The sequence below is a fragment of the Rhodococcus sp. MEB041 genome (genome assembly GCF_030208955.1).
Classification (GTDB): Bacteria; Actinomycetota; Actinomycetes; order Mycobacteriales; family Mycobacteriaceae; genus Rhodococcoides.
In genome coordinates this window covers 1,123,788-1,147,481 of record NZ_JARVSZ010000002.1, presented here as the reverse complement: position 1 = coordinate 1,147,481, position 23,694 = coordinate 1,123,788, and the positions used below count along the sequence as shown (strand labels likewise).

General features: G+C 67.4%; 25 protein-coding genes. 9 read left to right on the top strand and 16 right to left on the bottom strand.

All coding sequences use genetic code 11. From position 1 onward, the window contains the following. Nucleotides 1–11: 11 nt before the first annotated feature. From QRN16_RS09430 to QRN16_RS09420, 3 genes are read right to left on the bottom strand one after another with little or no spacing between them, the layout of a single operon-like run. On the bottom strand, nucleotides 12–1,670 hold the full coding sequence (locus QRN16_RS09430) for an efflux permease Rv1217c-related protein (RefSeq protein WP_222647429.1): 1,659 nt from the start codon (nucleotides 1,668–1,670) through the stop codon (nucleotides 12–14). Continuing rightward, nucleotides 1,667–2,596 (bottom strand): ABC transporter ATP-binding protein, encoded by a 930-nt coding sequence (locus tag QRN16_RS09425; RefSeq protein WP_502943994.1) that lies wholly within the window; start codon nucleotides 2,594–2,596, stop codon nucleotides 1,667–1,669. Before QRN16_RS09425 ends, QRN16_RS09430 begins: the two co-directional genes overlap by 4 nt. Beyond that, a complete protein-coding gene (locus QRN16_RS09420) occupies nucleotides 2,590–3,288 on the bottom strand; it encodes a TetR/AcrR family transcriptional regulator (RefSeq protein ID WP_056448759.1) in 699 nt (232 codons plus the stop codon). The genes QRN16_RS09425 and QRN16_RS09420 overlap by 7 nt, the downstream gene beginning before the upstream one ends. 184 nt (nucleotides 3,289–3,472) lie before the next feature. Between QRN16_RS09420 and QRN16_RS09415 the strand changes: the two genes are divergently transcribed. After that, the gene (locus QRN16_RS09415; RefSeq protein ID WP_350310204.1) at nucleotides 3,473–4,930 is read left to right on the top strand and encodes a cytochrome P450; all 1,458 of its coding nucleotides are present in this window, start codon (nucleotides 3,473–3,475) and stop codon (nucleotides 4,928–4,930) included. A 79-nt stretch (nucleotides 4,931–5,009) separates the two neighbouring features. Here the strand turns inward: QRN16_RS09415 and QRN16_RS09410 are convergent, their stop codons facing one another. Beyond that, on the bottom strand, nucleotides 5,010–5,705 hold the full coding sequence (locus QRN16_RS09410) for an SMI1/KNR4 family protein (protein ID WP_285185850.1): 696 nt from the start codon (nucleotides 5,703–5,705) through the stop codon (nucleotides 5,010–5,012). A 247-nt stretch (nucleotides 5,706–5,952) separates the two neighbouring features. Here QRN16_RS09410 and QRN16_RS09405 point away from each other — a divergent pair, with 247 nt between their 5' ends. Then, nucleotides 5,953–6,360: a hypothetical protein gene (locus QRN16_RS09405; RefSeq protein ID WP_156380572.1), complete on the top strand. Its 408-nt coding sequence runs from the start codon at nucleotides 5,953–5,955 to the stop codon at nucleotides 6,358–6,360. Between the two features lie 122 nt (nucleotides 6,361–6,482). Here the strand turns inward: QRN16_RS09405 and QRN16_RS09400 are convergent, their stop codons facing one another. Both QRN16_RS09400 and QRN16_RS09395 read right to left on the bottom strand, forming a co-directional pair. Continuing rightward, complete coding sequence (locus QRN16_RS09400) at nucleotides 6,483–6,914, bottom strand: hypothetical protein (protein ID WP_027505539.1); 432 nt, start codon at nucleotides 6,912–6,914, stop codon at nucleotides 6,483–6,485. Nucleotides 6,915–6,975: 61 nt separating this feature from the next. After that, complete coding sequence (locus tag QRN16_RS09395) at nucleotides 6,976–7,152, bottom strand: hypothetical protein (RefSeq protein WP_285185848.1); 177 nt, start codon at nucleotides 7,150–7,152, stop codon at nucleotides 6,976–6,978. Between the two features lie 297 nt (nucleotides 7,153–7,449). Here QRN16_RS09395 and QRN16_RS09390 point away from each other — a divergent pair, with 297 nt between their 5' ends. Continuing rightward, nucleotides 7,450–8,592, top strand: coding sequence for a DUF6745 domain-containing protein (locus QRN16_RS09390; RefSeq protein WP_285185846.1), 1,143 nt, complete (start codon nucleotides 7,450–7,452; stop codon nucleotides 8,590–8,592). Between the two features lie 29 nt (nucleotides 8,593–8,621). Then, nucleotides 8,622–9,074: a DUF8820 family protein gene (locus QRN16_RS09385; RefSeq protein WP_056448975.1), complete on the top strand. Its 453-nt coding sequence runs from the start codon at nucleotides 8,622–8,624 to the stop codon at nucleotides 9,072–9,074. A 133-nt stretch (nucleotides 9,075–9,207) separates the two neighbouring features. Here the strand turns inward: QRN16_RS09385 and QRN16_RS09380 are convergent, their stop codons facing one another. Then, nucleotides 9,208–10,467 (bottom strand): hypothetical protein, encoded by a 1,260-nt coding sequence (locus QRN16_RS09380; protein WP_285185842.1) that lies wholly within the window; start codon nucleotides 10,465–10,467, stop codon nucleotides 9,208–9,210. A 37-nt stretch (nucleotides 10,468–10,504) separates the two neighbouring features. Here QRN16_RS09380 and QRN16_RS09375 point away from each other — a divergent pair, with 37 nt between their 5' ends. Next, nucleotides 10,505–10,672: a hypothetical protein gene (locus QRN16_RS09375; RefSeq protein ID WP_285185841.1), complete on the top strand. Its 168-nt coding sequence runs from the start codon at nucleotides 10,505–10,507 to the stop codon at nucleotides 10,670–10,672. Nucleotides 10,673–10,696: 24 nt separating this feature from the next. On the opposite strand, the gene QRN16_RS09370 is transcribed toward QRN16_RS09375, so the two are convergent. Further along, nucleotides 10,697–11,683: a phytanoyl-CoA dioxygenase family protein gene (locus QRN16_RS09370; RefSeq protein ID WP_222629857.1), complete on the bottom strand. Its 987-nt coding sequence runs from the start codon at nucleotides 11,681–11,683 to the stop codon at nucleotides 10,697–10,699. Beyond that, nucleotides 11,674–12,486 (bottom strand): class I SAM-dependent methyltransferase, encoded by an 813-nt coding sequence (locus tag QRN16_RS09365; RefSeq protein WP_222629860.1) that lies wholly within the window; start codon nucleotides 12,484–12,486, stop codon nucleotides 11,674–11,676. The genes QRN16_RS09370 and QRN16_RS09365 overlap by 10 nt, the downstream gene beginning before the upstream one ends. 48 nt (nucleotides 12,487–12,534) lie before the next feature. Here QRN16_RS09365 and QRN16_RS09360 point away from each other — a divergent pair, with 48 nt between their 5' ends. Then, a complete protein-coding gene (locus QRN16_RS09360; protein WP_162246787.1) occupies nucleotides 12,535–13,416 on the top strand; it encodes a class I SAM-dependent methyltransferase in 882 nt (293 codons plus the stop codon). On the opposite strand, the gene QRN16_RS09355 is transcribed toward QRN16_RS09360, so the two are convergent. Continuing rightward, nucleotides 13,397–14,251: an alpha/beta fold hydrolase gene (locus QRN16_RS09355; protein WP_027505550.1), complete on the bottom strand. Its 855-nt coding sequence runs from the start codon at nucleotides 14,249–14,251 to the stop codon at nucleotides 13,397–13,399. The genes QRN16_RS09360 and QRN16_RS09355 overlap by 20 nt on opposite strands. Before the next feature lie 91 nt (nucleotides 14,252–14,342). Here QRN16_RS09355 and QRN16_RS09350 point away from each other — a divergent pair, with 91 nt between their 5' ends. Together QRN16_RS09350 and QRN16_RS09345 are read left to right on the top strand one after the other, a co-directional pair. Then, nucleotides 14,343–15,020, top strand: a complete 678-nt coding sequence (locus QRN16_RS09350; protein ID WP_285185833.1) for an alpha/beta fold hydrolase — start codon at nucleotides 14,343–14,345, stop codon at nucleotides 15,018–15,020. A gap of 101 nt (nucleotides 15,021–15,121) precedes the next feature. Beyond that, nucleotides 15,122–16,624, top strand: coding sequence for a flavin-containing monooxygenase (locus QRN16_RS09345; protein WP_056448723.1), 1,503 nt, complete (start codon nucleotides 15,122–15,124; stop codon nucleotides 16,622–16,624). Nucleotides 16,625–16,642: 18 nt separating this feature from the next. Here the strand turns inward: QRN16_RS09345 and QRN16_RS09340 are convergent, their stop codons facing one another. Genes QRN16_RS09340 through QRN16_RS09330 form a run of 3 tightly spaced genes read right to left on the bottom strand, consistent with a single transcriptional unit; the run spans nucleotide 16,643 to nucleotide 18,857 of the window. Further along, on the bottom strand, nucleotides 16,643–17,296 hold the full coding sequence (locus tag QRN16_RS09340) for an enoyl-CoA hydratase/isomerase family protein (protein WP_285185830.1): 654 nt from the start codon (nucleotides 17,294–17,296) through the stop codon (nucleotides 16,643–16,645). Further along, nucleotides 17,293–17,946 carry a TetR/AcrR family transcriptional regulator gene (locus QRN16_RS09335; RefSeq protein WP_285185828.1) on the bottom strand — a complete coding sequence of 218 codons (654 nt, stop codon included), beginning with the start codon at nucleotides 17,944–17,946 and terminating at the stop codon, nucleotides 17,293–17,295. Before QRN16_RS09335 ends, QRN16_RS09340 begins: the two co-directional genes overlap by 4 nt. A gap of 59 nt (nucleotides 17,947–18,005) precedes the next feature. Continuing rightward, nucleotides 18,006–18,857 carry an SDR family oxidoreductase gene (locus QRN16_RS09330; protein ID WP_082544688.1) on the bottom strand — a complete coding sequence of 284 codons (852 nt, stop codon included), beginning with the start codon at nucleotides 18,855–18,857 and terminating at the stop codon, nucleotides 18,006–18,008. A gap of 200 nt (nucleotides 18,858–19,057) precedes the next feature. On the opposite strand from QRN16_RS09330, the gene QRN16_RS09325 reads away from it, so the two are divergent. Next, nucleotides 19,058–20,338: a sensor domain-containing phosphodiesterase gene (locus QRN16_RS09325; RefSeq protein ID WP_222638515.1), complete on the top strand. Its 1,281-nt coding sequence runs from the start codon at nucleotides 19,058–19,060 to the stop codon at nucleotides 20,336–20,338. Nucleotides 20,339–20,394: 56 nt separating this feature from the next. On the opposite strand, the gene QRN16_RS09320 is transcribed toward QRN16_RS09325, so the two are convergent. From QRN16_RS09320 to QRN16_RS09310, 3 genes are all read right to left on the bottom strand, one after another. Continuing rightward, nucleotides 20,395–22,029: an FAD-dependent monooxygenase gene (locus tag QRN16_RS09320; protein WP_285185823.1), complete on the bottom strand. Its 1,635-nt coding sequence runs from the start codon at nucleotides 22,027–22,029 to the stop codon at nucleotides 20,395–20,397. A 175-nt stretch (nucleotides 22,030–22,204) separates the two neighbouring features. Further along, on the bottom strand, nucleotides 22,205–22,882 hold the full coding sequence (locus QRN16_RS09315; RefSeq protein WP_285185821.1) for a TetR/AcrR family transcriptional regulator: 678 nt from the start codon (nucleotides 22,880–22,882) through the stop codon (nucleotides 22,205–22,207). 180 nt (nucleotides 22,883–23,062) lie between these two features. Next, on the bottom strand, nucleotides 23,063–23,638 hold the full coding sequence (locus tag QRN16_RS09310) for a TetR/AcrR family transcriptional regulator (RefSeq protein WP_285185819.1): 576 nt from the start codon (nucleotides 23,636–23,638) through the stop codon (nucleotides 23,063–23,065). Between the last annotated feature and the right edge of the window lie 56 nt (nucleotides 23,639–23,694).

The following is a 23,694-nucleotide window of genomic DNA, read 5'->3' as shown; positions in this document are numbered from 1 at the left end:
CTGTCCGGCTTTCACACGAGGTCGCGGCGGCGCAGAGCCCACGATCCGGTGGTCAGAAGTGCTGTGGCCACGACGATGAGGATGAACGCGGCGGTGAGTGGAACCGGCGCGCCGACGTCGGCGGGAAGATGCGTGTGCGGTGCTGTGTCGCGCAACCACTGGGGAGCGCCGATGAGGGTACCGAGCGGCCCCAGCAGCAGGTCGAGGACGACTGCGGCCCACCCGACTGCGATCCACCGGCTTCCGAATCCGTATGCGGCCCAGGCGATCGCGGCGACAGCAAGGGTTGCCGGCAGCTGCGACACCGCTCCGACGAGCACGTCGACGACACCGGGGCCGTCTCCGCCGACGGCAGCAGCCCCGGTGACGAGCCCGACACCTGCCAGAAGCAACACGAGGGTTGCCGTGACTGTCGCCGTGGCGGCAGCGGCGAGCAGACGGGACACAGGGGAGACGGCGGTAGCGAGGAGTATTTCCGCGCGACCCGTCCGGTCGTCCTCGCGCAGGTGCCCGACCACGGACACCGCGGCAGCCGACGCGGCGATCGCCACGATGCCGAGGACGGTGTCGATCAAGGCGCCGACGAGGCCCGATGACGCCGCCCCCGAACCGCCCCCGATGTCTCGGAGTACGTCACCTGTCGCCCCGGACGCACCCACGAGATCGTCGATGGAGTCGGTGAGCAGCCCGACCAGGAGACAGTAGGCGAAGGCACCGGACATCCACGGCACCAGCGAGGCTCCCATGGTCCGGACGGTGACTCCGAGAGTCGAGATCGGCCATCGTGCGACCGGCGGGCCCGGTCGCGGCTGCACCAGGCCTGCACCCAGATCACGCCTCCGCACGACCGCTGCCGCAACTCCGAGGCCGACCGCACACAGGGCCACGCACGCGAGGAACGGCGATACGGCGCGGTCGCCGAGTGGGTCCACGCGTTCGGCCCACCCCAGTGGTGACAGCCACGTCATCCAGGCGAGTCCGCCCACGGCGTCACCGATCCCTCGGACGAGGTACGCGGTGAGCAGTACGACCGCCGACGTGGCGATGGCCGTTCGCGACGTCGTCACGACCTGGTCGACGACCGCGGCGACACCTGTCGCGGCGAGTCCGGCGCCGACGAACTGGAGAGCGAGGAAAGTCGCGGCCGGCGCGGGCACTCCGGCCAGGGCGGCCGCCGCACCGGTCGACACGCCGGTCGCGACCGCAGCCCCCATGGCGGTGATCGCCGCAGCCGCCAGAGGTGCCGCTGCGCCGATGGCGCCCGCCCGCACGAGCTCCATCCGCCCCGTGGCTTCCGGGCCGCGAAGGTGTCGCGTCACCGTCGCGGCGACGATGATCGCGACGACGAGAAGCGCGAAGGCGCCTACCCGCCAGACGGCGATCTGGGCGATGCCCGATGTGTCGCGAAGCGGGCCGAGAAGGATCCGGAAGACCGCGTTCGCTGCCGAGCCGTCGGCCAGTGCGGCGCGCGATGTCGCATCCGGGTACAGAGGCGCGAGCGACGCCGCGGTCAGCAGGTACAGGACCGGCACCACCAGGACGCCGACCGGGGTCGTGAATCGTTCGGTGCGCAGGGCGAGACGAAGCAGGTACGTGGTTCCGGCGAGCCGGCCCGGTGGGCGGTCGCCGGGGCGATCAGCAGTGTCACGCCGGTCGGAGAGCGTGGTCATGAACGATCACCGTCGGAGTCGTAGTACCGCAGGAACAACTCCTCCAGAGACGGTGGCGCCACCGTCAGATCCACGACGCCGAGAGCGCCGAGTGCGGCGACCGCAATGGGCATGTCCGCACGGGTCACGGAGAAGGTGACGCGCCATCGACCGGTCTCGGCGGACCCGACGACGTCGAGGTCGCTCACGCCGGGGGTTCTCGCCAACGACCCCGGGTCTCCCGTCACCTCCGCTGTCACGTGCACGGTGGTGACATGGCGGAGGTCGGCCAGCGTGCCGCTCTCTACCGTCCGCCCGGCGCGGATGATCGTGACTGTGTCGCAGAGTTTCTCGACTTCGGACAGGATGTGGCTGGACAACAGCACCGATGTTCCCTGGTCGGCGATCTCCCGAACGCACTCGGCGAACACGTTCTCCATGACGGGATCCAGGCCGGACGTGGGTTCGTCGAGGACGACCAGGTCGGCGTGCCCCGCGAACACAGCGATCAACACGACTTTCTGACGGTTCCCCTTCGAGTAGGTCGAGACACGTCTGGTGGGGTCGAGGTCGAAGCGCTCGATCAGGGACTCGCGTGCGTGGGCGTCCACGCGAGCGCCGCGCATTCCGAGCAGCAGGTCGATCGTCTCTCCTCCGGTCAGTCGTGGCCACAACGCGACGTCGCCGGGCACGTAGGCAAGACGCCGATGGACACTCACGGCATCACGCACCGGGTCTGCGCCGAGTAGTCGTACCGTGCCGGCGTCGCGGTGCACCAGTCCGAGAAGAATCCGGATCGTCGTGGACTTGCCCGCGCCGTTCGGGCCGAGGAACCCCGCGATCGCACCTTCGGACACCGTCAAGTCCAGCCCGTCGAGCGCCCGGTGTCGGCCGAATCGTTTGACCAGTCCGGCTATCTCGATCGCATTGCCGGCATCGTTCATGATCGGCTGTCTCCTGTTCCGTCGAGCGGAGAACCCGCAGCGCGGGCAGCGAGGACGGCGTCGAGGGCCGAATTGTCGGTGAGTAGTCCGTGGGTGGCGTACTCGGCGGCGGGCACCATCGTGCGGTCGCTGTAGGCGCGGAGGATGGCGGCACCGTCGCTCGGGTCTGGTGGAGGATTCATCGCCATGTCGATCGTCAGCGTCCCCAGCGCCATCGTGACGAGATAGCGGGCGCGCGCTGCCTCGTCGACAGAGGCGCGGACGGTTCCGGCCGCCACCGCAGCCCGCATCGAACTCTCCACGTCATCCACCAGTCGATCGACGAACGTCCGGGCAGAATCCCCACCTTCGGCCATCAGACGAGTGACGTACACCAGTAGCGGGCCGTGTTCGGCCATGGACTGCAGCGTCTCGTTCACCGCATCCCCCACTGCGCCACCGGACGAGTCGCTCCCATCTGCTCCCAGGATTCGGCCGGTGCGATTCCGGGTGGAGTCGAGCACGTGCGCGTCGCACTCGGCACGCAATCCCGCCTTGTTCGTGAAGTGGTGGATGACCAGCCCCGGACTCACTCCCGCTCGGACCGCAATCGTGCGAATGGGTGCACCGAAGCCGTCGCTCACGAACACGTCGATCGCGGCGTCGCGAATACGTGCTCGTGCTGTGAGGTCGCGATCGGCGGCGGTTGAACGCATGTTCAAGATGCTAAACGTCTATTCAGGCCGCGGCAAGGGTTTGTTCCGCCCGATCCCGCCCACGCCACCGCGCCCGCAGTCGTCTCGATTCGGAGCCAACGGCATTCGGTCCGCCGATGTTTCCCGCGCGACGATCGACGTAGCCTTCTGCAGAGCACTCGAGCACGGCGGCCCCATTCGTCCTATGAGGGCCGGCTGCCGGACTCGTCGATCCATCCACGGCTGGGGGGCCTGCATGACCACGTTCGAGACGACGCGTGCGATACGAGCGAGCGACCGAAAGTTGCCGCATCCGCCGAGGCGCCTGCCTGTGCTGGGAGACGTACTCGATCTTCACGTGACGGAGTCCAGCCAGTGGGGAATGCGCGACGCGCAGAAATACGGCTCGATCTTCGAACGCAACGTCGTCGGCACTCGTGTCACCTACGTGTCCGGGCCCGTGGAGGTGGCTGCGGTCAACGACGAGAAGACGTGGGCCAAGTTCCTCGGTGTGCCGCTGCGGAACCTGCGTTCCGTCGCGGGGGACGGTCTGTTCACCGCCCACAACTCGGAGCCGTCGTGGGCTGCGGCGCACGCCATCCTGGCGCCGGCGTTCACGCAGTCGTCGATGCGCGGCTACCACGACGCGATGGTCGCGAAGACCACTCGGCTACTGGCGTATTGGGACGGACTCGGTGCAGACGCCTGGGTCGATGTTCCTGCGGACACCAACACACTCGCTCTCGAGATCATCGGTGACGTCGCCTTCGGGTACGACTTCGCGTCGTTCGACACCTCCGAGCCCCACGAGCTGATTGCGCGCATCTCGCGCGCCCTGCGTTACATCAACCGCGCGGCCTACTCACATCCGTTGGTGGAGGCCACCGTGTTCCGCCGTCAGCGAGACCAGCACAAGGCCGACGTGGTGGCTGTTCGCCGGATCGTCGACGACATCGTCGCAGCACGGCGCGGCAGTCGAGACGGTGGGGGCCACCTGCTCGGTCTCATGCTCGACACGGTCGATCCTGTTACAGGACAGAGACTCTCGGACGAGAACATTCGAAACCAGATCCTGACGTTCCTCGTGGCGGGGCAGGAGACGTCGGCCGGTGTGTTGGCCTTCGCGCTCCACTTCCTGTCGTTGCATCCTCAGGTCGCGGAACGAGTGCGGGCGGAGGTGGAGCTGATTCGACCCGAGGGCGAGCTTCGTTTCGAGGATGTGGGCAAGCTGCGGTATCTGCGCCGCGTCGTCGACGAGACTCTGCGGTTGTGGCCTGTGGCGCCCGGCTACTTCCGCAAGGCGCGGCAGGACACGCGGGTGGGACAGCATCCATTCGAGAAGGGGGAGTGGGTCTTCGTCGTCCTGCTGCAACTTCATCGTGACGCCGGGTGGGGCAACGATCCCGAGGCGTTCGACCCCGACCGGTTCGAACGGTCGCGGGTACCGGCGAATCTCACCGACCTGTACAAGCCGTTCGGCACCGGAATGCGGGCGTGCATCGGTCGTCAGTTCGCTTATCACGAAATTGTGGTCGCACTGGCGATGATCGTTCAGCAGCGGACCCTGGTTCCTGAGCCCGGCTACGTTCTGCGGGTGGAGGAGACCATCACGCTGAAACCGCGGGACTTACGCCTGCAGGTCGGCCGTCACGCACCATTCTGACGATCTCTGCTGGATTGAGGAGGACGCTGCGTAGGGCAGCTGACGGGTTGGCGTCGTGCACCGCGCGGGGAGCCAACCGTCAACGGTATTCCCAAACCAGGCGAGTGCCCTCGATGAAGGGTTGGTATTTCGACCACAGTGTGACGCGCATGTCGAAGGTGGTGTTGCGTTCGAGGGAGAACGCCAGTTGCTCGAGCATGGCGCTGAGTGATCTCCACAGCGGAGGCTTCCAGGGTGCGTCCGCGTCGGGGTGGATGTTGACGCACCCGTGCAGGGGGCCTGTCCGAGTGTCGACGAACAGCGTGTCGGCGTTCGACTTGGCGAAAGCCACGAACCCGGGCAGCATCATCGGCGCTGGAGATCCCGCCGGCTTTGCCATCTCTTCGTCCATGTCGATGGGCTCCCCGAATGCCGGGTTCGCGTTGAAGTCGATCCACAGTCGATGATCGCTCAGTAACCTGTCCAGGCTCAGGAGCTCGAAGCCGGGTGGTATCAAAGCGATACCGCGTTGCTCTGGAGTCAGCTCGGCGCGGTGGTAGAGATCCCGCACCTCGTCGGTCCACGGGCACGTCGCCTTCTCTGCCGCCGCGATATCCGCGTCTGTCGCACCGCGAAAACTGACGCCGATATTCGCTTCGAGAATGGCCGACACCCGGGCCCACTGAATGTCGACTGAGCTCGGAGCGGGCGTTCTCAGCAATCTGGCGACATCGCTGGCATCGGCAGAGGTCAGAATGGTGGCAATCTCTGCGGCGTCGAGGTCATCGTGGGCCATCGCCCAAGTCTCCCACGACCTGACTCTTCATCGCCGGATCGTGGCGAAGGCCGCTGGTTGGCGCACAGTGTCGGTCGGCGCTTGTCGCACGTGTCGAGTGCCTGGATCTGTAGGGGTTTGTACGCTGTCGCTCGCGGTGAGTCCGTGCAAGCGTGGAACAGATGCAGACCATCACGCACCGCAGCCCGGCCCACGGCAGGCGTACCGCATCAGTGCATCCAGCTGTCTTGCCGCGACGAGACCGCCGGTGATGGGCGCGCTGCGTACCCGCCGCGACCCGGTTGCGGAACTGGTCTTACTCGCGATCGGTGCGGCGCTGTTCGCGGTGGCCCGCGTGCTCGATCTGGACGGCCTGTTCATCGGGTCGATCTTCCTGTGCGCCTTCGCTGGACTGGCTGCGTTGTTCTCCAGCAGGTTGGCCCAGCAGAGCTTGGGGACGAAGATTGCCGCGACCGTCATCGGGCTCGCAGTGACTGCGTTCGGCGCCGTGTGGATGATCACGCACGCTTCCTCGACCGAGATCTTCTCGCCCGCAATGCTTCTGTACCCCGGTGGAGAAGGTAGGCCGCAACGATCATTCGAGCGCGTGTCCGCCAGCATCCGTAGGTCAGTCCCGTATCGGCGGCGAATGCTCGCCGGATCGTTTTCTTACTGACTACGGCACCAACAGGAGCTTTCAGCGCTACACGAGAGCGATCAACGCTTTCGCCGCGGCCCTGGACAATTCCACCGTGTCGGAAGGACAGTAGAGCCGGACTGCCCGGACGCACCGATGCGTCACGTACGGCGTTCGCTCTGTCCGAACACACGTCGACGAACGACGGCGCCGGCGACACTACACACCGCAGCGCAGACAAGGCCGCTCGCGACGGCGACGCCCGGTGCGAGGGAGGTCAATCCCGCAACGAGTGACACCCATGCGAGGACCACTGCGCCGGTCTCCAGGCGCGCCGCCAGGACTGGCCCTGTTCTCCGTCTGTGCGCCGACACCGCCTTCAGGTACAACCCGTAGGCGGCATAGACCGTGGTGTACGCACCGATGCAGAACGCGAACACACCCATCGCGAACCACCCGGGGACAACGTCGTAGGGAGCGTCGCCGAGGGCGGACATTGCGGCGACCGAGATGGGCACCACCAATGCCGTTCCGATGTACAGGAGGACGGCGAGGCCCAGCACCGAATCCTTGGGCGACGACGTCCACGACATCGCACCACTGTAACCAACTGATCGGTCTAGATCGTGCTCGCCGCTGCCGCGCACGGGCGGGTCACGGCGTGTCCGTGCGAGACCTGACCGAGAGAATCGCTGCGAACAGGGCTCCGACCAGCAGGAGGAGCACCACGTCGTCGCTGCGATCGGCCGCCGACGTGCCTCCCCACGTCGCCACGCGCACGATCACCGCGAGCAGGTAGAGGCCGATCGCGGCGGTGCGTGGATTTCCCATGACGGCACCGTATGCCTGTATCGACGCCGCATCAACGCCGAAGACGAACAAGTGGCAGCGCACGAATGGTCTATCGCTCGACAATGACAGGTCCGGTGCGCTGCCCCTCTGGAGAACTTTCAGCCGAATGTGCCGATCCTGCTGCGGGTATCGGCACCGACTCTTGCGCTGCGTCGCGGGACGTGTCATTCTCGGACGCATGACAACCGGAAAGGCGGACACCGCCACCCTCGCGTGAGCGCCGCAGCAACACCCTTCGCGGTCAGGGCAAGAACCGCATCGTCATCGATTCATCAGATGGCATCCGTACCCACGTTGCGGGACACGTGGCTCGCGCTGGGTGTGTCCACTCTGCCGTCCGACAGGCCGACCGCCGAGGCCGCCGTAGCGGATCTGTACAGGCATGCAGGGTTCCGTTGTCCCGAGTTCCTCTGGGTACCGTCCCCACCGGCTGGCGCCGAACTGGTTGTCTCCGAACAGTTGTCGGGTACGAACTCCCTGACGTCCGGTGCTGCCGCTCGAATCGCGTCGACCGTCTCACGGTCACGCGAACGCATGGACAACCGCACGGGCGGGGTGTCGCGACGATGGCCTTCCGACAGTCGCTCCCTCTGGGCTGCACGCACGCAGCCACTGGCGGAGTCCGCGCGGCAGGGGATCGCGCCCGACGAGTTGCTGCGAATCGCGGTGTGGGATTCATTGCGCACCAGCCTGTTCGATGGAGTGGCGGCCGCTGTGCGGTCACTCGTTCAGCGACCGACGGGAAGCGTGGCGTGGTACGGGCAGCAGGAAGCGCACCGGCTCGCGTACTACGACATCCATCGCACACTGGGCATCTCTGCCTTCCGCGGTACGGATCACGCCATCCTCGATACTCAGACAGCCCTCGCGGGGGCGACCGGCTGGTGGTGGGCATTCGACAATGTCTGCGTCATGTCCGAGCGACCTGGATTTCTTCAGACCGAACCTCTTCCGGGAGCGGTGCACAACGAACGGCGACTGCACGGACAGAACGAGCCCGCCGTCCAGTTCGCCGACGGACGATCCGTTCATGTCGATCACGGGACCATCGTTCCCGAGTGGGTGATCGCCGAACCCACCGTCGAGCGCATCGCACGCGAACGGAACATCGAGGTACGCCGGTGCGCCATCGAGCGCATCGGGTGGGACGTCTACATCGACGAGGCCGGACTCGAGCTCGTCGACCGGACGGGCGATCCGGGGAATGCCGGCGCCCCGCTGTCGCTCTACGCCACGCCGACCAGCTGGGTGGACGACGGCCGAATCCTGCTCGTGGTCAACGGTTCTGTCGAGCGGGACGGTCGGCGGCGACGCTACGGGTTGCCGGTTCCGAACGGCATGACGTCCGCGCTCGACGCCGCCGGATGGACCTACGGCATCACCGGCGACGACTACTCCTGTCTCGTGCGCCGCACGTGACCACATTCCGACGACCCGAGGTGACTTCGATGACCACGACCATGACTTTGTCCACACTCACGGCCCTGACCGGCCTCGACGTCTTCGACTATCTCGATCGAGACGTGTCGATACCCGTCGTCGACGGGCTTCAAGCTCAGGGCGATCTGATCGTCGTGCCGCGCCCGATGATCGTCCACGTGCAGGCAGTTCGGGGCACGCGGGCCGACGACGTGCCCCTCACCGGCGTCGAACTGCTTCGCAGCGCCGCCGGCGGCAACCCTCACAGCCTCGTCTGCGAGGAAGGCCATTGCATGTGGTCCACTCCGGTGTTCGATCCGAACGGCCTTGCGTTGGGCATCCTCGACACCGAGGTCACGGCGTACCTGATTCATCCCGAACACGGTGCGACAGGAATTGCGCCCGGCTCCTACGTCATCAGCAGGCAACGCGAGCGTGGAGTGGGTCGGCACTTTCGATCGGCTCGGTTGGTCGCGGACTGACGCACGAAGGATGCCGACCCGTGAGTGAATCGTGGAGGCGCGCTGCGTGCCGAGCGACCAGGCAGGGGCGCGGCTGACACCACGCCCCTTGGCGACGACAGGATCAGTCGGTGACGGCCACGACCGCTACGACTCAGGAGGGGCTCTGCTCCTTGTGGTTCCGACGGTCGACACGTGCTGCAACCCCCGCTGCGACGACGGCCGCGCACATCGCCACCACGACCGCGAGTACCGAGCGGGAACCCACGGTCCCGGGGTCGAGAACGAGAATCCGGTCGGCACTACCCGTCCATCCGAACTCGTACGGACGGTCCGGAGGAGCGGACAGTGTGACGACGGCGAGCATGGTCGGGATCAGCAGGCCCACGGAAGTGATCGTCGGATCGGACGGTCGGGACGACAGTAGCGAATAGACGATGGCAGCAGGCAGGACCACGGCATACCCGACGATGGACACGAGGCCGTACGGGAACAGAGCCGACGCGCAGACGAGCGCGAGGATGCAGCAGCCCACCGGAGTGGAGGGTGCCCACCGCGCTGCGAGGGCGCCGACGGTGAAGCCGGCGATCGCGAGGAGAACGAGCCACCACGCGTTCCACACCATTCCTCCGACGAAGGTGCAGGCCACGGCAAGCCCTGCGCACAAGAATGCACCGCTGTCCGCGGAACCGATGGCTGCCCCGACGATCACGACGACCGTCGCTGCCGCGGCCACTGTCCACTGACCGACGGACGCACTGTAGTCACCGAGGAGCGCGTACACGACCCACAGCAGACCGACCGCAGCGGCCATGCGCCAGTGCACAGTTCGGGGACCACGGGTCACGACGTGCGGCATCGAGATCGTGCTCGCGAGTAGCACTGCGGTCACCACGAGCACCGGGATCGGCACGACCGGCTCGGGGAAGAATGCGTCGCCCGGCAGACTCACCGACCATCGGAAGTGGTCCGGATACTGCTGCGCAACGAGTGGGGAGAAGCGGTAGGCCGATGCGGCTCCGAGAGCCAGAGCGACGAATGCGGTGCGACTGGTGTGGGCCAGTGTCACCGCCGTGACGAGGATCAGTCCGGATCCGACACCGGCCACAGTCACGGACCACGCCGTGGAGATGTCGACCGCCGCCGGCGTCGCCAGGACGGCGGTGCCCGCCGCGCCGACACCGGTGATCAAGCCCCGCCGCGAGTGAGTGAACGCCACACGGACAGCCGTCGCTACCACCACGACTGCGACGACGCCGGCCCACGCGGGACTGAGGAACACAGAGCTGACAGGAGAGTCGCGCTCTGCCACCATCAGATCGGTGGGCGGGGTGGACATCACCGCGAGACACGCTGTGAAGGCGCCCGTTCCGGCGGCGGCGCTCGCCCGAGGGTCGTACTGTCGCCACTGCACGGCGACCAAACTACCGCGGTGACACACGGAGGCAGCGATGAGTACCGACCACGAGCAGCCGGACGACCCACGCGCCCACTGGCGCGTTCTGCCGCAGACGGTGTCACCGACAGACGACGGAGTGCAGACGCAGACGACGCAGGTCGATCTCGATGTGCCGCCGTCGTTCGATCCGATTCGGGGAATGGTGCGTACGTACCGCTGACGACGGCCGCTGCCGCCGGCCGACTCAGTCCCGGCGACCCACCACCGGGTTGAGCTCGGAGTCCGCGAGTCCGCCCGGCTCGATGCCGGGGAGGAACTCGCGCCACGTACCGCTGATCAGGGTCGGCGATTCCACAACACGGGTGCCGTCGGCGAAGTAGGTGGTGGCGAGTGCTCGACGCGGCTGCGTCGTCCGGTTCGGGCCCGCGGTGTGGAAGCACAGCGCGGAATGGAACGACACGTCTCCCACTGCGAACGGCTCCGCTTCCACCGCGACGTCGCGCTGGAGGAAGCGTTGGGTGACGGCCTCGTCGTACGACGTGCCGACCTTGTCGAACTCCAGATCGGCGACCTCGTCCAACACGTCCCGGCCGCGGGCGAAGGACAGCGGACCCATCCGGCCCGGGATGGCCGACATCGGCATCCACGCGGTGACGGCGTCGGTGGTCTGCAGGGGGAAGTGTTCGGCGTCGTGATGCCACGGCGTGCGCCCGCAGCCGGGCTCTTTGGACAGCGCATTGTCGTGGTAAAGGCGAACTCCGGGCACGTCGAGCAGTGCCGCAGCCAGACCGCCGATGCGGGGCGAGAGCGCCACGGTGCGCATCAGATCGTCGTGGAGCCACATCTGCTCGAGCGCGGTGAATCGCCCGGCGACGTCGTCACCGTGCTCCGCGCGCAGCAACTCCTCGAGTCGCTCGGCGAGGCGGCGCACCACCGCCGGCGACAGCACTGCGGGCAGTCGCACGAAAGCCTGCCGTGCGAAGGCCTCGACGGAAGCGGGATCGAGGACGTAGGGCTCGGCCAGCTCGCGCTCGATCTGCTCGTCCGTGGCGGCTTCGACATCGGGCAGGCCGGGACCGTCCACCAGTTCGGCGGGCGCCGCATCGTTCGCGGCCAGGGTGACGTACCAGTCCCACCAGTCCTGATCGTCGCCTGCCCAGTCCTGATCGATACCGCCGTCCCGGTTCTGTTCGGGCAGGCGATCATTGGTGGTCGAGTCGTTCAGAGCCACAGCAGCGCCGCCTCGTGCGAGAAGGTGTAGGAACCGGACGCGTCGCGGCAGGAGGCCAGGTACTCGCCCAGCACCGGAGCGGCTTCCATCTCCTCCAGCGACACCGAGTCGTCGAACGCGCAGCGCTGGAGAAAACCTTCGGCGATGCCACGGTCGGAGGTACCGGTCGTGTAGGTGACGCGCTGATCGCGTACGTCCGCGCCGGCTCGTGTCAGTGCGTCGCGCACCTGTTCGGCGGTCGTGTACGGCGTCGCCTCGCGCACCCCGGCGCGGAAGGCGTCGTAGAACGCGAGGTAGTGCGAGGCAGCCGTGGCCTGTGCGATCAGGCCCAGGCCTCCGGGAGCCAGTGCGGCCACGAATCGTTCTGCCGCAGCGTCCAATTCGTCCGGCGGCAGTGCGTAGAGAGCGTGGGTGGCCCAGACGACGTCGTAGCCGGCGTGATCCGCGGGGAGGTCCTGCAGGGTCATCACCAGGTCATGCCGGGCCGCGAACGGCGCGCCGAGCGCGCCGCGTGCCTCGGCGACGGAGAACGCGGACGGGTCGAGAAGGTCGTAGGCCAGCTCGGGAACCGCCGACAGGTCGGTGTAGCGGCGCAGCGCGGTGGGGAACTTTCCGCTGCCGCACGCCACGTCGAGCAGCGACCAGCCCTCGTGCGCGCGGTCGCCGAGGAGCGTCGGCCAGTCGGCGGCCAACGCCAGCTGCCGGTAGTCCTCGGTCGCGAGAGCGTAGAACGCCTCCATGCCCGTGCGACCGGCTTCGCTCCAGTGCTCGAGGCTGCGCTCTGCTGTGTCTCCGCTGCTCATGTCACTCCTCCTGAAAGGAGCCGACCGCAACACACCGGATGAGGCGTCGTGATTGACTCGTATCTGATGTCCAACATAGCTGCGCCACCGCCCACCGAGCTCGCCGCAGTGCTTCTCGACGGTGTGCGCGCCGTGCGGCGGGGAGCTCCGGCCCTGGCAGGCCTCGAACCCGACTCTTACGCCCGCCTGCATTCCGCTTTCGAACTGCTCTCCGATCAGCGCGATCTGATCGCCGAGCACCTTGCCGGCAGGCTGGGTACCAGGGGGGACGGACCGATCTCGGTGCTGTCCGTGGGATGCGGTGACGGCGTGCTGGACGTCCGTCTCGCCGCCGGTCTGGTGTTGGCGGTGCCAGGGCGCCCCGTGCGGTACGTCGGAATCGATCCGTGGATCGGCAGTGTCGAGCGCTTCACCGCCACGATGGCCGCGCTGGGTGCCGACGAGCTGAGTGCCGACGGCCACGTGGCGTCGTTCGGTGACTCCCCGGTGGACGACGAGACCTTCGACGTCGTGATGTTCGTGCACTCGATGTACTACGTCGCCGACGTCGGGGCGACCCTGCGCGCTGCTCTCGCGCTGCTACGTCCCGGGGGCGAACTGTGGGTGGCCGTCGCACCGTCGGCCGAGCTGAACGCGCTGGTGGGAGTTCTCGCACCGCCGCTCGAGGGTCATCGACAGTGGTTCAGCGGTGACGTCGGAGACGCCTTCGTCGACGCCGGGATCGTCGTCGACGACGTGGCCACTCTGCACGCGCTGGTCGATCTGGCGTCCGCGAGCGACGAGGTGCTCGACTTCGCGGTGCAGGCCAGGCTGACCCCCGATCTACAGGGCCCGGTGCGGGCCTACCTCGACGCGGTGTCGGTCCCCGGCGCGGACGGAGGCCTTCGAGTGCCGCATCCGGTGGACGTGTTCACCGCGTCCCGTCACTGACCCCGTCCCGCAGTGCGTCGTCGATCGTCTCGCCCACGGCAGCCGCGCCCACGGCGGTCATGATCGTGCCGGCATGATCGAGGCCGTCCAGTGCTCTGACGGACGTCAGCTCGAGAGCGTCGATGTCCTGCGGCGAGTACATCGGCGGAGACCCTGCCCCGACGCTCCACTGCGCGTGCAGGAATCGGATCGGCACCGTCAGGTCGCGGAACCGCGAGTCACCGAAGAAGACGTCCGTGGCGTCCGCGACGACCGCATCGGTCGACAGCCGGATCGCACCGTCGGCCAGATCATGAGCGGCGTACTCCCGGAGGAGCGGATCGTCACGGTCCAGCAGCGGTAACGACGTCGACACCAGGAAGTCGAGGTAGTCGTCGAGGTCGTCCCATCGCTGCCGCGTTCGCGCGATCCTGTCCTCGAACACGGCCGCGACGGTGTCTCGGGTGAGACCGGCCGGCGGTTCCACCGGCACGCCTCCGTCGACGAGAACGAGACTCTTCGCTCTGGATGGGAACCGCGCTGCGAATTCGACAGCCGCGAATGCACCCATCGACATGCCGCACACGTGCACGGAGTCGAGTCCCAGGGCCTCGAGAACGGCGTCCAGATCGTCCGCGTGACGGGCGAGCGACGACGCGCCCGTGACGTCGACGCTGTCACCGCGGCCGCGGAGGTCCGGCGCGACGAGCGTCAGGTGTGGCGCCTCCGCGTGCAGCCAGTTCCACAGCATGCGCTGGCTGGACACCCCGTGGATCACGAGGATCGGATCGGAGCTGCCCGTGAGTGTCTCGACGGTGATGTGTCCGCCCGACACCGGTACTCGTTCGACGGTCATGGTGCAGACACTAGGAGGTCGGCATGCCGACGAGTGCGACACCGGTGATTGCGGACCGAACTCGACCTCGATCATGCCTAGTCTGGGCCGTATGACGAGTTACGTACTGATTCCCGGATTCTGGCTCGGCGGCTGGGCTTGGCGGGACGTCGCGGCCGAGCTGCGCGAGCAGGGCCACGATGTCCACACGGTCAGCCTCACCGGCATGGGCGAGCGCGCGCACCTGGCAGGCCCCGGCGTCGATCTGAACACTCACGTGACCGACGTGGTCAACGTGGTGCACTACCGCGAACTCGACGATGTCGTGCTCGTCGGCCACAGTTACGCCGGGGCCGTGGTGACGCCGAGCGTGGCCGACCGGGTACCCGAGAAGATCGCGCGTCTCGTCTTCGTCGACACCGGGCCGCTGCCCGACGGTATGTCGCAATCCGACTTCGGTGGGTCGTCGGAACCGCTGGGCGAGCACATACCGCCGCCGCGCTGGGACGATCTCCTGGCCTCCGGTGCCCAGCGCACGACCAGGCTGTCCGTCGCGCAGCCAGGAGCAACGGCCACGAGCGTCGTCCACTACACCGGTGCGTGGGAATCGGTTCCGCGTGTGTTCGTGATGAGCAGCGTCACGGAGGCGGATGTCCGCGAATCGTCGACGACGGTACCCGCCTATCGACACATGACCGGGGAGTTCCGGGAGCTGCCGGGCTCACATTGGCCGATGATCGATCAGCCTGCAGCACTGGCGGCGATCCTCGCCGAGATGGGCCGCTGCTGACTGCACGCCGCCCACGAGCGAGGCGGAGTTGTACCGTCGCAGAGTCACGAGGCCACGAGGGACGCACCTCGACGGCCACACACCGTCGAAGAAGGGGCCTCATGCCCGACACGTCACCGCGCAGGCACCACGAGATCGTCATCGTCGGCGGAGGCTTCTCCGGCCTGGGTACCGCTATCGCGCTCCGCAAGGCCGGTTTCGACGATCTTCTCATCGTCGACGACGGTGACGGTCCCGGCGGCACGTGGCAATGGAACACCTATCCGGGCGTGGCGGTCGACATTCCGTCCTTCAGCTACCAGTTCTCGTTCGCTCAGCGATCCACCTGGTCGCGCAGCTACGCCCCCGGCCGCGAGTTGCGTGCCTACGCCGAGCAGATCGTCGACGAGTACGGCCTGGCGCCTCATCTGCAGTTCGGCACGCGCGTACACGGGGCCTCGTTCGATGCGCCGTCCGCGACGTGGTCGATCTCGACCAGCGCCGGCGACGTGACGGCACGCTGGTTGATCCACGCGGGCGGGCCGCTGAGCCAGCCCAAGCTCCCCGACATCGAGGGCATCGACACCTTCGAGGGCGCGACAATGCACACCAGCCGGTGGAACCACGAGGTCTCGCTGGCCGGTAAGCGGGTCGGCATCATCGGTACCGGCGCGACGGCGGTGCAGGTGGTCCCGGAGATCGCACCGGAGGTGGACCATCTGACGGTGTTTCAACGCACGCCCATCTGGTGCCTGCCGAAGCCGGACTTCCCGCTCGGCCGGATGGGACGGGCGAGTCTCGAGACAGTCCCCGGAGTCCGGCAGATCGCCCGCCTGGCGAGCCAGGCGTTCGTCGAGGCGACGTTCCCGGTGCTGGCGCACTTTCACAAGTGGGTTCCCGCCACCGCGGCTCTCCAGGTCGCCGCGCGTCGGTACATCGCCGCACAGGTACACGATCCGGCCACACGGGACGCCCTGACTCCGACCTACGCGCTCGGGTGCAAACGGCCGAGTTTCCACAACTCGTATCTCTCGACGTTCAACCGGGACAACGTCTCTCTGCAGACGACGTCCATCGAGGCGATCACGCCCGGCGGCATCCGCACGAGCGACGGCGTGCAGCACGAGCTCGACGTGTTGGTCCTCGCCACCGGATTCAAGGTCACCGACAGGGACGCACTGCCGACGTATCCGCTCACCTCCGCCGACGGCACCGATCTGGCGGAGCACTGGGACGCCGAGAGGTTCCACACCTATCAGGGCGTCGCGACTGCGGGCTTTCCGAACTTCTTCACCGTCTTCGGCCCCTACGGATACAACGGCGCCTCGTTCTTCACCCTGGTCGAGAACAGTGCCGCGCATATCGTGCGTGTCCTGACCGAGGCTCGTCGACGCCGGGCCACCTTCGCCGAGGTGACCTCGGCGGCGCAGGAGCAGTACATGAGCGCGATACTGGCACGTCGGTCGTGGCAGGTCTTCACCGATCCGACGTGTGCCGGCGCCAACAGCTACTACTTCACCGCGAACGGGGACGTGCCGTTCCGGGCGTCGACCACTCCCGAGGCGGCATGGCGCAGCCGCCGATTCCCCCTGGCCGACTACGCCTTCGGTGGACGGGCGGGCTGATCGCCGCCGAGGTCGAACTCAGCTCGCGCGCAGAGCCGCGACGACCGGCGCGAACATGGTGGTCTTGATCGCGCCGAGGGTGCCGCGGTCCTTGCCGGCAATGGACGTGATCCGCTCGATCGCGGCACCGACGACCTCGTCGTCGGGGGCGATGGCGTCGACGAGTCTCGCGGCCAGTGCGTCGTCGCCGCCGTAACGGTGCCCCGTGGTCATCGCGACGACGGCGTCCTGCGGTGACAGCTTCGCCTGGATCAGCGCCGCCATGCCCGGGGTGAAAGGAATGTTGATGTCGACCTCGGGGAAGCAGTAGTAACCGCGATCGGCTCGCATGGTGCGGAAGTCGTGCGCCAGAGCGAACATCGCGCCGGCGCCGAAGGCATGGCCGTTGACGGCGGCGACGGTGGGGAGCGGGAACGTCAGGATGCGGGCGAACAGAGCGTGCACGCGGCCGACGTACCAGTCGGCGCGCTCGCCGTTGGCCATGAGCCAGTCGAGGTCGAGTCCGTTGGAGTAGAACTTTCCGGTGCCGACGGTGACGAGTCCGCGGGCGTCGGCTTCGACCGTGTCGAGCTGGGCGCCGACGGTGTCGAGCCAGTCCGGGGAGAAGCGATTCTCGTCGTCCCCGAGGGTGAGGACGGCGATGCCGTCGCGGAGGTCGAGGGTGGCGGTCATGAGGAGGCCTTTCGTCTGGGCGGGGCGTGATCCGTGGTCGGTGGGGGCAGGGCGAGAATGCCGCGGACGGCGGCGGCAAGTCGTTCCCGGGCGGCGATGTCGGGTGATGTGGTGCCGCGCAGCAACAGTGCTGTCGGGAGCCCGACGACGCAGTCCTTGACGACGGCGACGCTCTCACGATCGGCGCGGTTCCACAGGGCTCGGGAGAGTTGGACGAGCAGTGCGGCCAGTGTCTCGTCGAGGGTGCGCAGGTCTGCGGCGACCTCGTCGGGCAGGTCGTGGGTGCCCAACAGCTCTCGCCGCGAGACCGTCATGAGAAACCGTGCTGCGACGGGTGATTCGGCGAGGAAGGCAGCCGGTGCGTCTGCGGCTGCCACGACGGCCCGGACGGCGGAGTCACGTCCGGGTCGGTGCTCGAGTGCCGTGGTCACCGCATCGTTCTGCAGAGTGAGCATCCGACGTGCGTCACGGACCCACACTCGTCCGAGGAGGCCCGCTCGTGACCCGAACGCGTGATAGATGGCGCCGTTGGAGATCGAGGTGCGCTCCGACATCGCGCGGATCGTGACGGCGGAGGCGCCGGAGTCGACCGCCAGCGACTCGGCGGCGTCCATCAGCGCGTCGAGGTCGTGGAGGCGGGGGCGAGGCACCACCGAACCATACCAGAGCATGTGCTCTGTTACGGCACGGTGGTCGCCGGCGGGCTGCCTCAGGCGGGTGGTCGGTAGCCCGGGGGATTGGGCTCGTCGACCCAGATGTCCACTGCGAGGTCGCCTCCCGGCGTGCAGTCGTATGCCGACAGGTCGGTCACGCCCGACTCCAGCAGGACGTCCTCGCACAGCAGAGTCTGTCCCGTGTAGTCGCGGGCCGGTCTGCTCAGCACCGCGTACGCCGCGTCCGCGTAGATCTCGGGCTTCCGTGCCTCGCTCATCGCCTTGTCGCCGCCGAGCAGGTTCTGCACCGCGGCGGTCGCGATGAACGTGCGAGGCCACAGCGTGTTCGATGCGATGCCGATCTCCCGCATCTCCTCCGCGATTCCCAGGGCGCACAACGTCATCCCGAACTTGGCCATCATGTAGGGGGTCGGCACGAGCCACCGTTGTTCGAGGCGCAAGGGCGGTGAGAGCGTGAGGACGTGCGGGTTGTCGCGGCCCTTCATGTGGGGCAGGCACGCCTGCGACACGGCGTACGTCCCGCGCACCTGGATGCCGTTCATCAGATCGAACTGTTTGAGAGCAACCTCGTCGATGGATCCGAGGTTGATCGCCGAGGCGTTGTTGATGCAGATGTCGATGCCACCGAACTGCTCCACGGCGGCGCCGACGGCGGCCTGCACCGCCTCGCCGTCACGAACGTCTCCGACGATGGGCAGCGCCTGCCCGCCCGCCTCCTCGATCTCCGCGGCCGCGGTGTACACGGTCCCGTCGAGCTTGGGGTGGGGTTCGGCAGTCTTGGCCAGCAGCGCGATGGTGGCGCCGTCCGCTGCGAGGCGCTTCGCGATGGCCAGCCCGATGCCGCGGCTGGCCCCGGAGATGAACACGGTCTTACCCGAGAAAGTCATGAGGCATCCGTCCTTCGTCGATGTCGCGGTGAACGGTGAGTACCGCGGACTCCTCGGACCGTAGCAGAGCGGATGCTCGGTTACTCGAACCCCGATCAGCGTCCCGACACGCGCGGGACCCGTAGGCTGGCGGGTGATCACAGTCGCTCCGTAGTCGAGCGGCGGCGGACCAACCCCGGAAGTCCGTCGGAGAGGGTGGCGTGCAGCGCATCGTCGATCCCGAATCCCGCGCGGTCGAGGCCGTCCTGGCGGACGTGTGGGGAGCGCGATCGGTGTATCAGCCGATCGTCGACCTGGACTCCGGGGTGGTGGTCGGTTACGAGGCGTTGGCTCGGTGGCCCGCGGTACCCGGTGTGGATGTCGGACGGGTATTCGACGAGGCGGCGGATCGAGGTGTGGTGCGTGAGCTCGACTGGGCATGCCGACTGGCCGCACTCTCCGGTGCCGCGGAGGCCGGTCTGAGTACCGAGTACAGCGTCTTCATCAACGTCGAACCGCACAACGGGCCCGTCATACCCGACTTCGCACGGAGAATGCTCGACAGCTTCGACCGGCCGATCAACGTCGTGATCGAACTGACCGAGAGGTCGCTGCTGTCCGATCCCGCCACGTTGCTGGCGGTGGTCGACGCTGCTCGACGACTCGGGTGCTCGGTGGCCCTCGACGACGTCGGGGCCAACGAGGCCACGGTCACCATGCTGGAGTTCGTGGCACCGGACATCATCAAGTTGGACTGCACGCTGGTGCAGTCCGATCCGAGTCCGGCACAAGCGCGTGTCATCGCTGCGGTGCGTGCGCACGCCGAGTTCACCGGCGCGACGATTCTCGCCGAGGGTGTGGAGAACGAGGAGCATCTGGCCCGTGCCAGAGCGCTCGGTGCCACCCTGGGGCAGGGCTGGCTGTTCGGCCGACCCGCGGCGTTGCCGTCCGACACGTCGCGACGCCGCGACGTTCTCGACCGGACGCCGTCGGTGGTGTCACGCAGACGGTCGTCGGCCGGTTCCGCAGTGCCGGAGGTGCCGTCCGACCTGTTCGGGGAGATCCCACCCCTGGTGGGGCGAAAAGCGTTCGTGCTGAGCATGGCTCGTGAGATCGAGGACCACGCCCGCGGCGCTGTGGACCCACTCATCGTGCTCTCGGCATTCCAACGTGCCCGGTGGTTCGCGCCGAACGTGGTCGACCGGTACGCCGATCTCGCGGCCCTGCACCCGTTCATCGCCGCGCTGGGGGTGGGCCTGCCGGACGAGCCGGCCCCCGGAGTACGCGGTGCCGCACTGGATGCAACAGAACGATTCTCGGGCGAGTGGACGGTGACGGCGGTGGGCCGGCACTACTTCGCGGCGCTGATCGCTCGCGACCTCGGCGATGTCGACGTTCCCGACGCCGATCGGCGATTCGAGTTCATCCTCACGCACGACCGTCGTCTGGTCGTGTCGGCGGCACGGTCGCTGATGAGGCGCGTGCTGCCGACGCATCGGTGATGCTCCGGTGACCAGGCCACGCAGCACGACTCGTCGGCCACGGACGTCATGTGTAGTCACCGCTCCTCGCAGTCCGACATCGACGGCGGCCGAACCACGCCTGCTATCCGCGCGTGGTCCGCGGGGGTCAGGTCACGGTCTGTGCCGTAGACGAAGTGATCGGGTCGCACGAGGATGCCTGCGGCACCGGATCGGCGGAACTGACGTTCGAGTACCTGCTCGCTGTCGACGACGTGGCCGTCGGGCACGCGGTGAGTCGCCAGTGCCGAGGATCGCTGCAGTCGAATCTCGGACACCCCTGCCTCGGCCAGTTGCCGGGGAATGGGAGCGGACGGGAACCCCAACCACGTCCACCTGTCCGCCAGGAGGGTGTCCAGGCGCACGGGAGTGAGGTCCGACCCCACCACCCACGGCTGGGCGACGAAGGATCCGCGCAGGCTCGCCCTGCGTGCGTTCCGGGCGAAGAATCCTCGCCGTGTTCCCAATGTGTACCGAGGCTTCACGCCGAGCCTCGCGAGCCACGATCTGACGACGGGGGTCTTCGCCGCCGCGAGAAAGGCCGTGTCGCGAAGGCGGGCGGTGGTGGTGTGACGCAGCATGACCGTGCGGCCGATCATCAGCGAGAAGCGGGTCAGGCTGACGACGTTCGGTCGTCGTTCCGGTTCGTACGTCTCGAGCAGTGCCGGGTCAGCGCCGTCACTCAGGACAGCGTCGATCTTCCAGCACAGGTTGGCCACGTCTCGGACCCCGGACGACACACCCTGCCCGGCGAAGGGCGGCATGATGTGCGCCGCGTCCCCCGCGAGAAAGACCCGCCCCTCGCTCCATCTCTCGGCCTGACGGATGTGGAAGGTGTAGGCCCAACTTCGGAAGACCTCGACCTCGTCGTAGTCGATTCCGCGTTCGGCGAGCAGAGATCGCAGTCCCGCCTCGGACTGCAGATGGTCGATGGTCTCGCCCTCGTTGACGCGGAATTCCACTCGGTGGTAGCCCATCGGGCAGGGGCAGTCCACGCCCGGCCTGCGGGGGTCCGAGATGAAGGTGAAGTCGAGCGGCGCATCGGACGGCAGGTGGTACCAGGCGCGGAGTTGGATGTCGAACCACTGCTCCTGAATGTGTTTGCCCGGCAGCGCGATGCCGAGCATCTTGCGGATCGAGCTGGAGCCGCCGTCGGCAGCGATCACGTAGCGAGCCCTCAGTGTCCGATCGGGTCCGCCGGCTGTGGGCCGCAGAGTCAGCGTGACCCCGTCGGGGTCCTGTGTGAGCCCCACGGCGTCCAGGCCCGCGGTCACGGTGACCAGGGGGTAACGGTCGATGCCGTCACGCAGTATTCGCTCGAGCTCGGGTTGGTGGTAGAACGCCATTCCGGGAACGCCCTGCTGGTAGCTGTCCGCCGAGTGGGTGGTGAGGAACGTGCGCTCACCGTGTTTGAGATGCACCCGTACGTCCGTGGACATGGTCGTCAGCATCTCGTCGAACAGACCGAGACCCTGCCAGACTCGGTGCGCGTCCTCGTCCGAGGCGATGGCGCGCTGGCGCGGGTAGATCTCCACGTCGCGCTCGACGACCGCCGTCCGTATTCCTCGCTGACCCAACAGGTTGGCAGCGGTGGCCCCGGTGGGACCCAGGCCCACGATCACGACGTCCACATCGTCCATCGGTACGGGTGAATCGACTCTGGTGCTCGTCATGTCCTGCTCTCCTCGCGTGTGACCCCATGTCCCGGACCGGTGAGCGACGGGGCGCTCCAGCCGTCGCGGGTCGTGGTCCGATCGTCACGTTCGAGTACCGAGCCGAGCAACTGTGTTCACTATTGATGACATCATCAGTCGGGATAGGGTGCGGAACCGTGATCGTGCGCGTCGATCAGGGAAGCGTCGCGGGTGCGCAGCGCGGTGCGGCGCCGAATCGCCGAGGCGGAAACTCGAGTGGGTGGGATGCGGCAGCGGTCGCGGTGGAGTCGTCGAGCCCGAACATTCGAAGCAGCCCCGCAGCGAGAGCACTCACGGTCCGCGTCACGTCGAGCGAGGGGTCTGCCGCGAGTAGGTGGAGGCAGCCCAGCAGCGAGCCGGCAGTGCATGCGAGAGCGGTGTCGAGATGATCGATTCTCAACCTGCCGGACTCTGCCGCTGCTCGAAGTCCGGCAGCTGCTCGGGGCGCGAGAGCCGTGTCCTTCGCCAGGTACTCGAAGCCGAGTCGCATCACGATCTCGCTCATCTCGCGGTGGGACTCGAGAAGGTGCGCGGTCATGCGCACGCCGTGGGCGAACAGCACGACGGGGTCGTCGATACCGTCGCACGCCTCGTCGAAGAACCTGCCGAACTCGGTGAGAATCTCGGCGGTCGCGGCGTCGAACAGGGCTTCCTTGTTCGCGAAGTGGTTGTAGAAGCTTCCGACGCCGACATCGGCACGGTCGGCGAGTTGTTGGACACTCACCCGCGAGCCGATGTCGCTGGCGAGGAATGCGCACGCCGACTCCACCAGCAGCGCCCGTGTCTGCATCCGTCGTCTGTCGTGGCGGGTGACCGCCTCGTCCTCGACCATGGTGAGACCTGCTTCCGACCGGCTTCCGTGAACACCTGAGTGTATCCGCAGAGGTGATCGTGTCATCAGTACGGCGAGCCACGGCGGTCGACGTTCTCATGGTCGGGAGTCCGACGCTCCCGGCAGTACGTGCGTCACCGATCTGCGGTCTCTGAGATTTTGTGGACGGCCTCGCCCCGGTCAGTCGGCGATGCGTCGACGACTGCGTTCCACTCCGTCGACGATGGTCGCCGTCAGTTCGTCGTAAACCTCCCGGGTGTCCAAGTTTCCCGCAGCTGCTTCTGCCGAGAGTGCCTCCGCTGCACCGAGAACGGCGGTCATGGTCGACGCCGGAAGCGTTCCCTCGACGAACGGTTCGAGGAATGATCGACACCGATCCGAGTAGGCGGCGTCCGACCGGCGCTTGTAGTCGGCCAACTCGGGTGCGCCTTCCAGGGCCGCGGCGACGCCCGCCAGTTCGCGCCCGTGGGTGACCACGCAGTCGACGTGCGCCGTGGCGATGGCGCGCGCTCGCTCGGCAAGTGAGTGCTCGACCGCGTCGAGCGCCTGCTCCAGTGCGAATGTCTGCGTCGCGTCGTACGCCTCGAACAAGGCCACCAGCAAGGCTGCGCGTGAGGGAAAGTGACTGTACACAACAGGTTTGGTGATACCGGCCGCGTGCGCGAGTCGACCCAGCGTCAGCGCGTCGGCGCCTTCCTCGCGCACGATCGTCCAGGCGAGGGTCACCAGTTGCCCGTGGCGATCCTCTCTCGTCATTCGCACCCGTGTCATCGACACCGCCTCGTCTCTTATGTACCGTTGGTAACCTACCA

Coding starts and splice junctions, on each gene's coding strand:
- QRN16_RS09430 (WP_222647429.1), bottom strand. CDS start 1,670: ATGACCACGCTCTCCGACCGGCGTGACACTGCTGATCGCCCCGGCGAC.
- QRN16_RS09420 (WP_056448759.1), bottom strand. CDS start 3,288: ATGCGTTCAACCGCCGCCGATCGCGACCTCACAGCACGAGCACGTATT.
- QRN16_RS09415 (WP_350310204.1), top strand. CDS start 3,473: ATGAGGGCCGGCTGCCGGACTCGTCGATCCATCCACGGCTGGGGGGCC.
- QRN16_RS09410 (WP_285185850.1), bottom strand. CDS start 5,705: ATGGCCCACGATGACCTCGACGCCGCAGAGATTGCCACCATTCTGACC.
- QRN16_RS09400 (WP_027505539.1), bottom strand. CDS start 6,914: ATGTCGTGGACGTCGTCGCCCAAGGATTCGGTGCTGGGCCTCGCCGTC.
- QRN16_RS09395 (WP_285185848.1), bottom strand. CDS start 7,152: ATGGGAAATCCACGCACCGCCGCGATCGGCCTCTACCTGCTCGCGGTG.
- QRN16_RS09390 (WP_285185846.1), top strand. CDS start 7,450: ATGGCATCCGTACCCACGTTGCGGGACACGTGGCTCGCGCTGGGTGTG.
- QRN16_RS09385 (WP_056448975.1), top strand. CDS start 8,622: ATGACCACGACCATGACTTTGTCCACACTCACGGCCCTGACCGGCCTC.
- QRN16_RS09375 (WP_285185841.1), top strand. CDS start 10,505: ATGAGTACCGACCACGAGCAGCCGGACGACCCACGCGCCCACTGGCGC.
- QRN16_RS09365 (WP_222629860.1), bottom strand. CDS start 12,486: ATGAGCAGCGGAGACACAGCAGAGCGCAGCCTCGAGCACTGGAGCGAA.
- QRN16_RS09355 (WP_027505550.1), bottom strand. CDS start 14,251: ATGACCGTCGAACGAGTACCGGTGTCGGGCGGACACATCACCGTCGAG.
- QRN16_RS09350 (WP_285185833.1), top strand. CDS start 14,343: ATGACGAGTTACGTACTGATTCCCGGATTCTGGCTCGGCGGCTGGGCT.
- QRN16_RS09345 (WP_056448723.1), top strand. CDS start 15,122: ATGCCCGACACGTCACCGCGCAGGCACCACGAGATCGTCATCGTCGGC.
- QRN16_RS09340 (WP_285185830.1), bottom strand. CDS start 17,296: ATGACCGCCACCCTCGACCTCCGCGACGGCATCGCCGTCCTCACCCTC.
- QRN16_RS09330 (WP_082544688.1), bottom strand. CDS start 18,857: ATGACTTTCTCGGGTAAGACCGTGTTCATCTCCGGGGCCAGCCGCGGC.
- QRN16_RS09320 (WP_285185823.1), bottom strand. CDS start 22,029: ATGACGAGCACCAGAGTCGATTCACCCGTACCGATGGACGATGTGGAC.
- QRN16_RS09315 (WP_285185821.1), bottom strand. CDS start 22,882: ATGGTCGAGGACGAGGCGGTCACCCGCCACGACAGACGACGGATGCAG.
- QRN16_RS09310 (WP_285185819.1), bottom strand. CDS start 23,638: ATGACGAGAGAGGATCGCCACGGGCAACTGGTGACCCTCGCCTGGACG.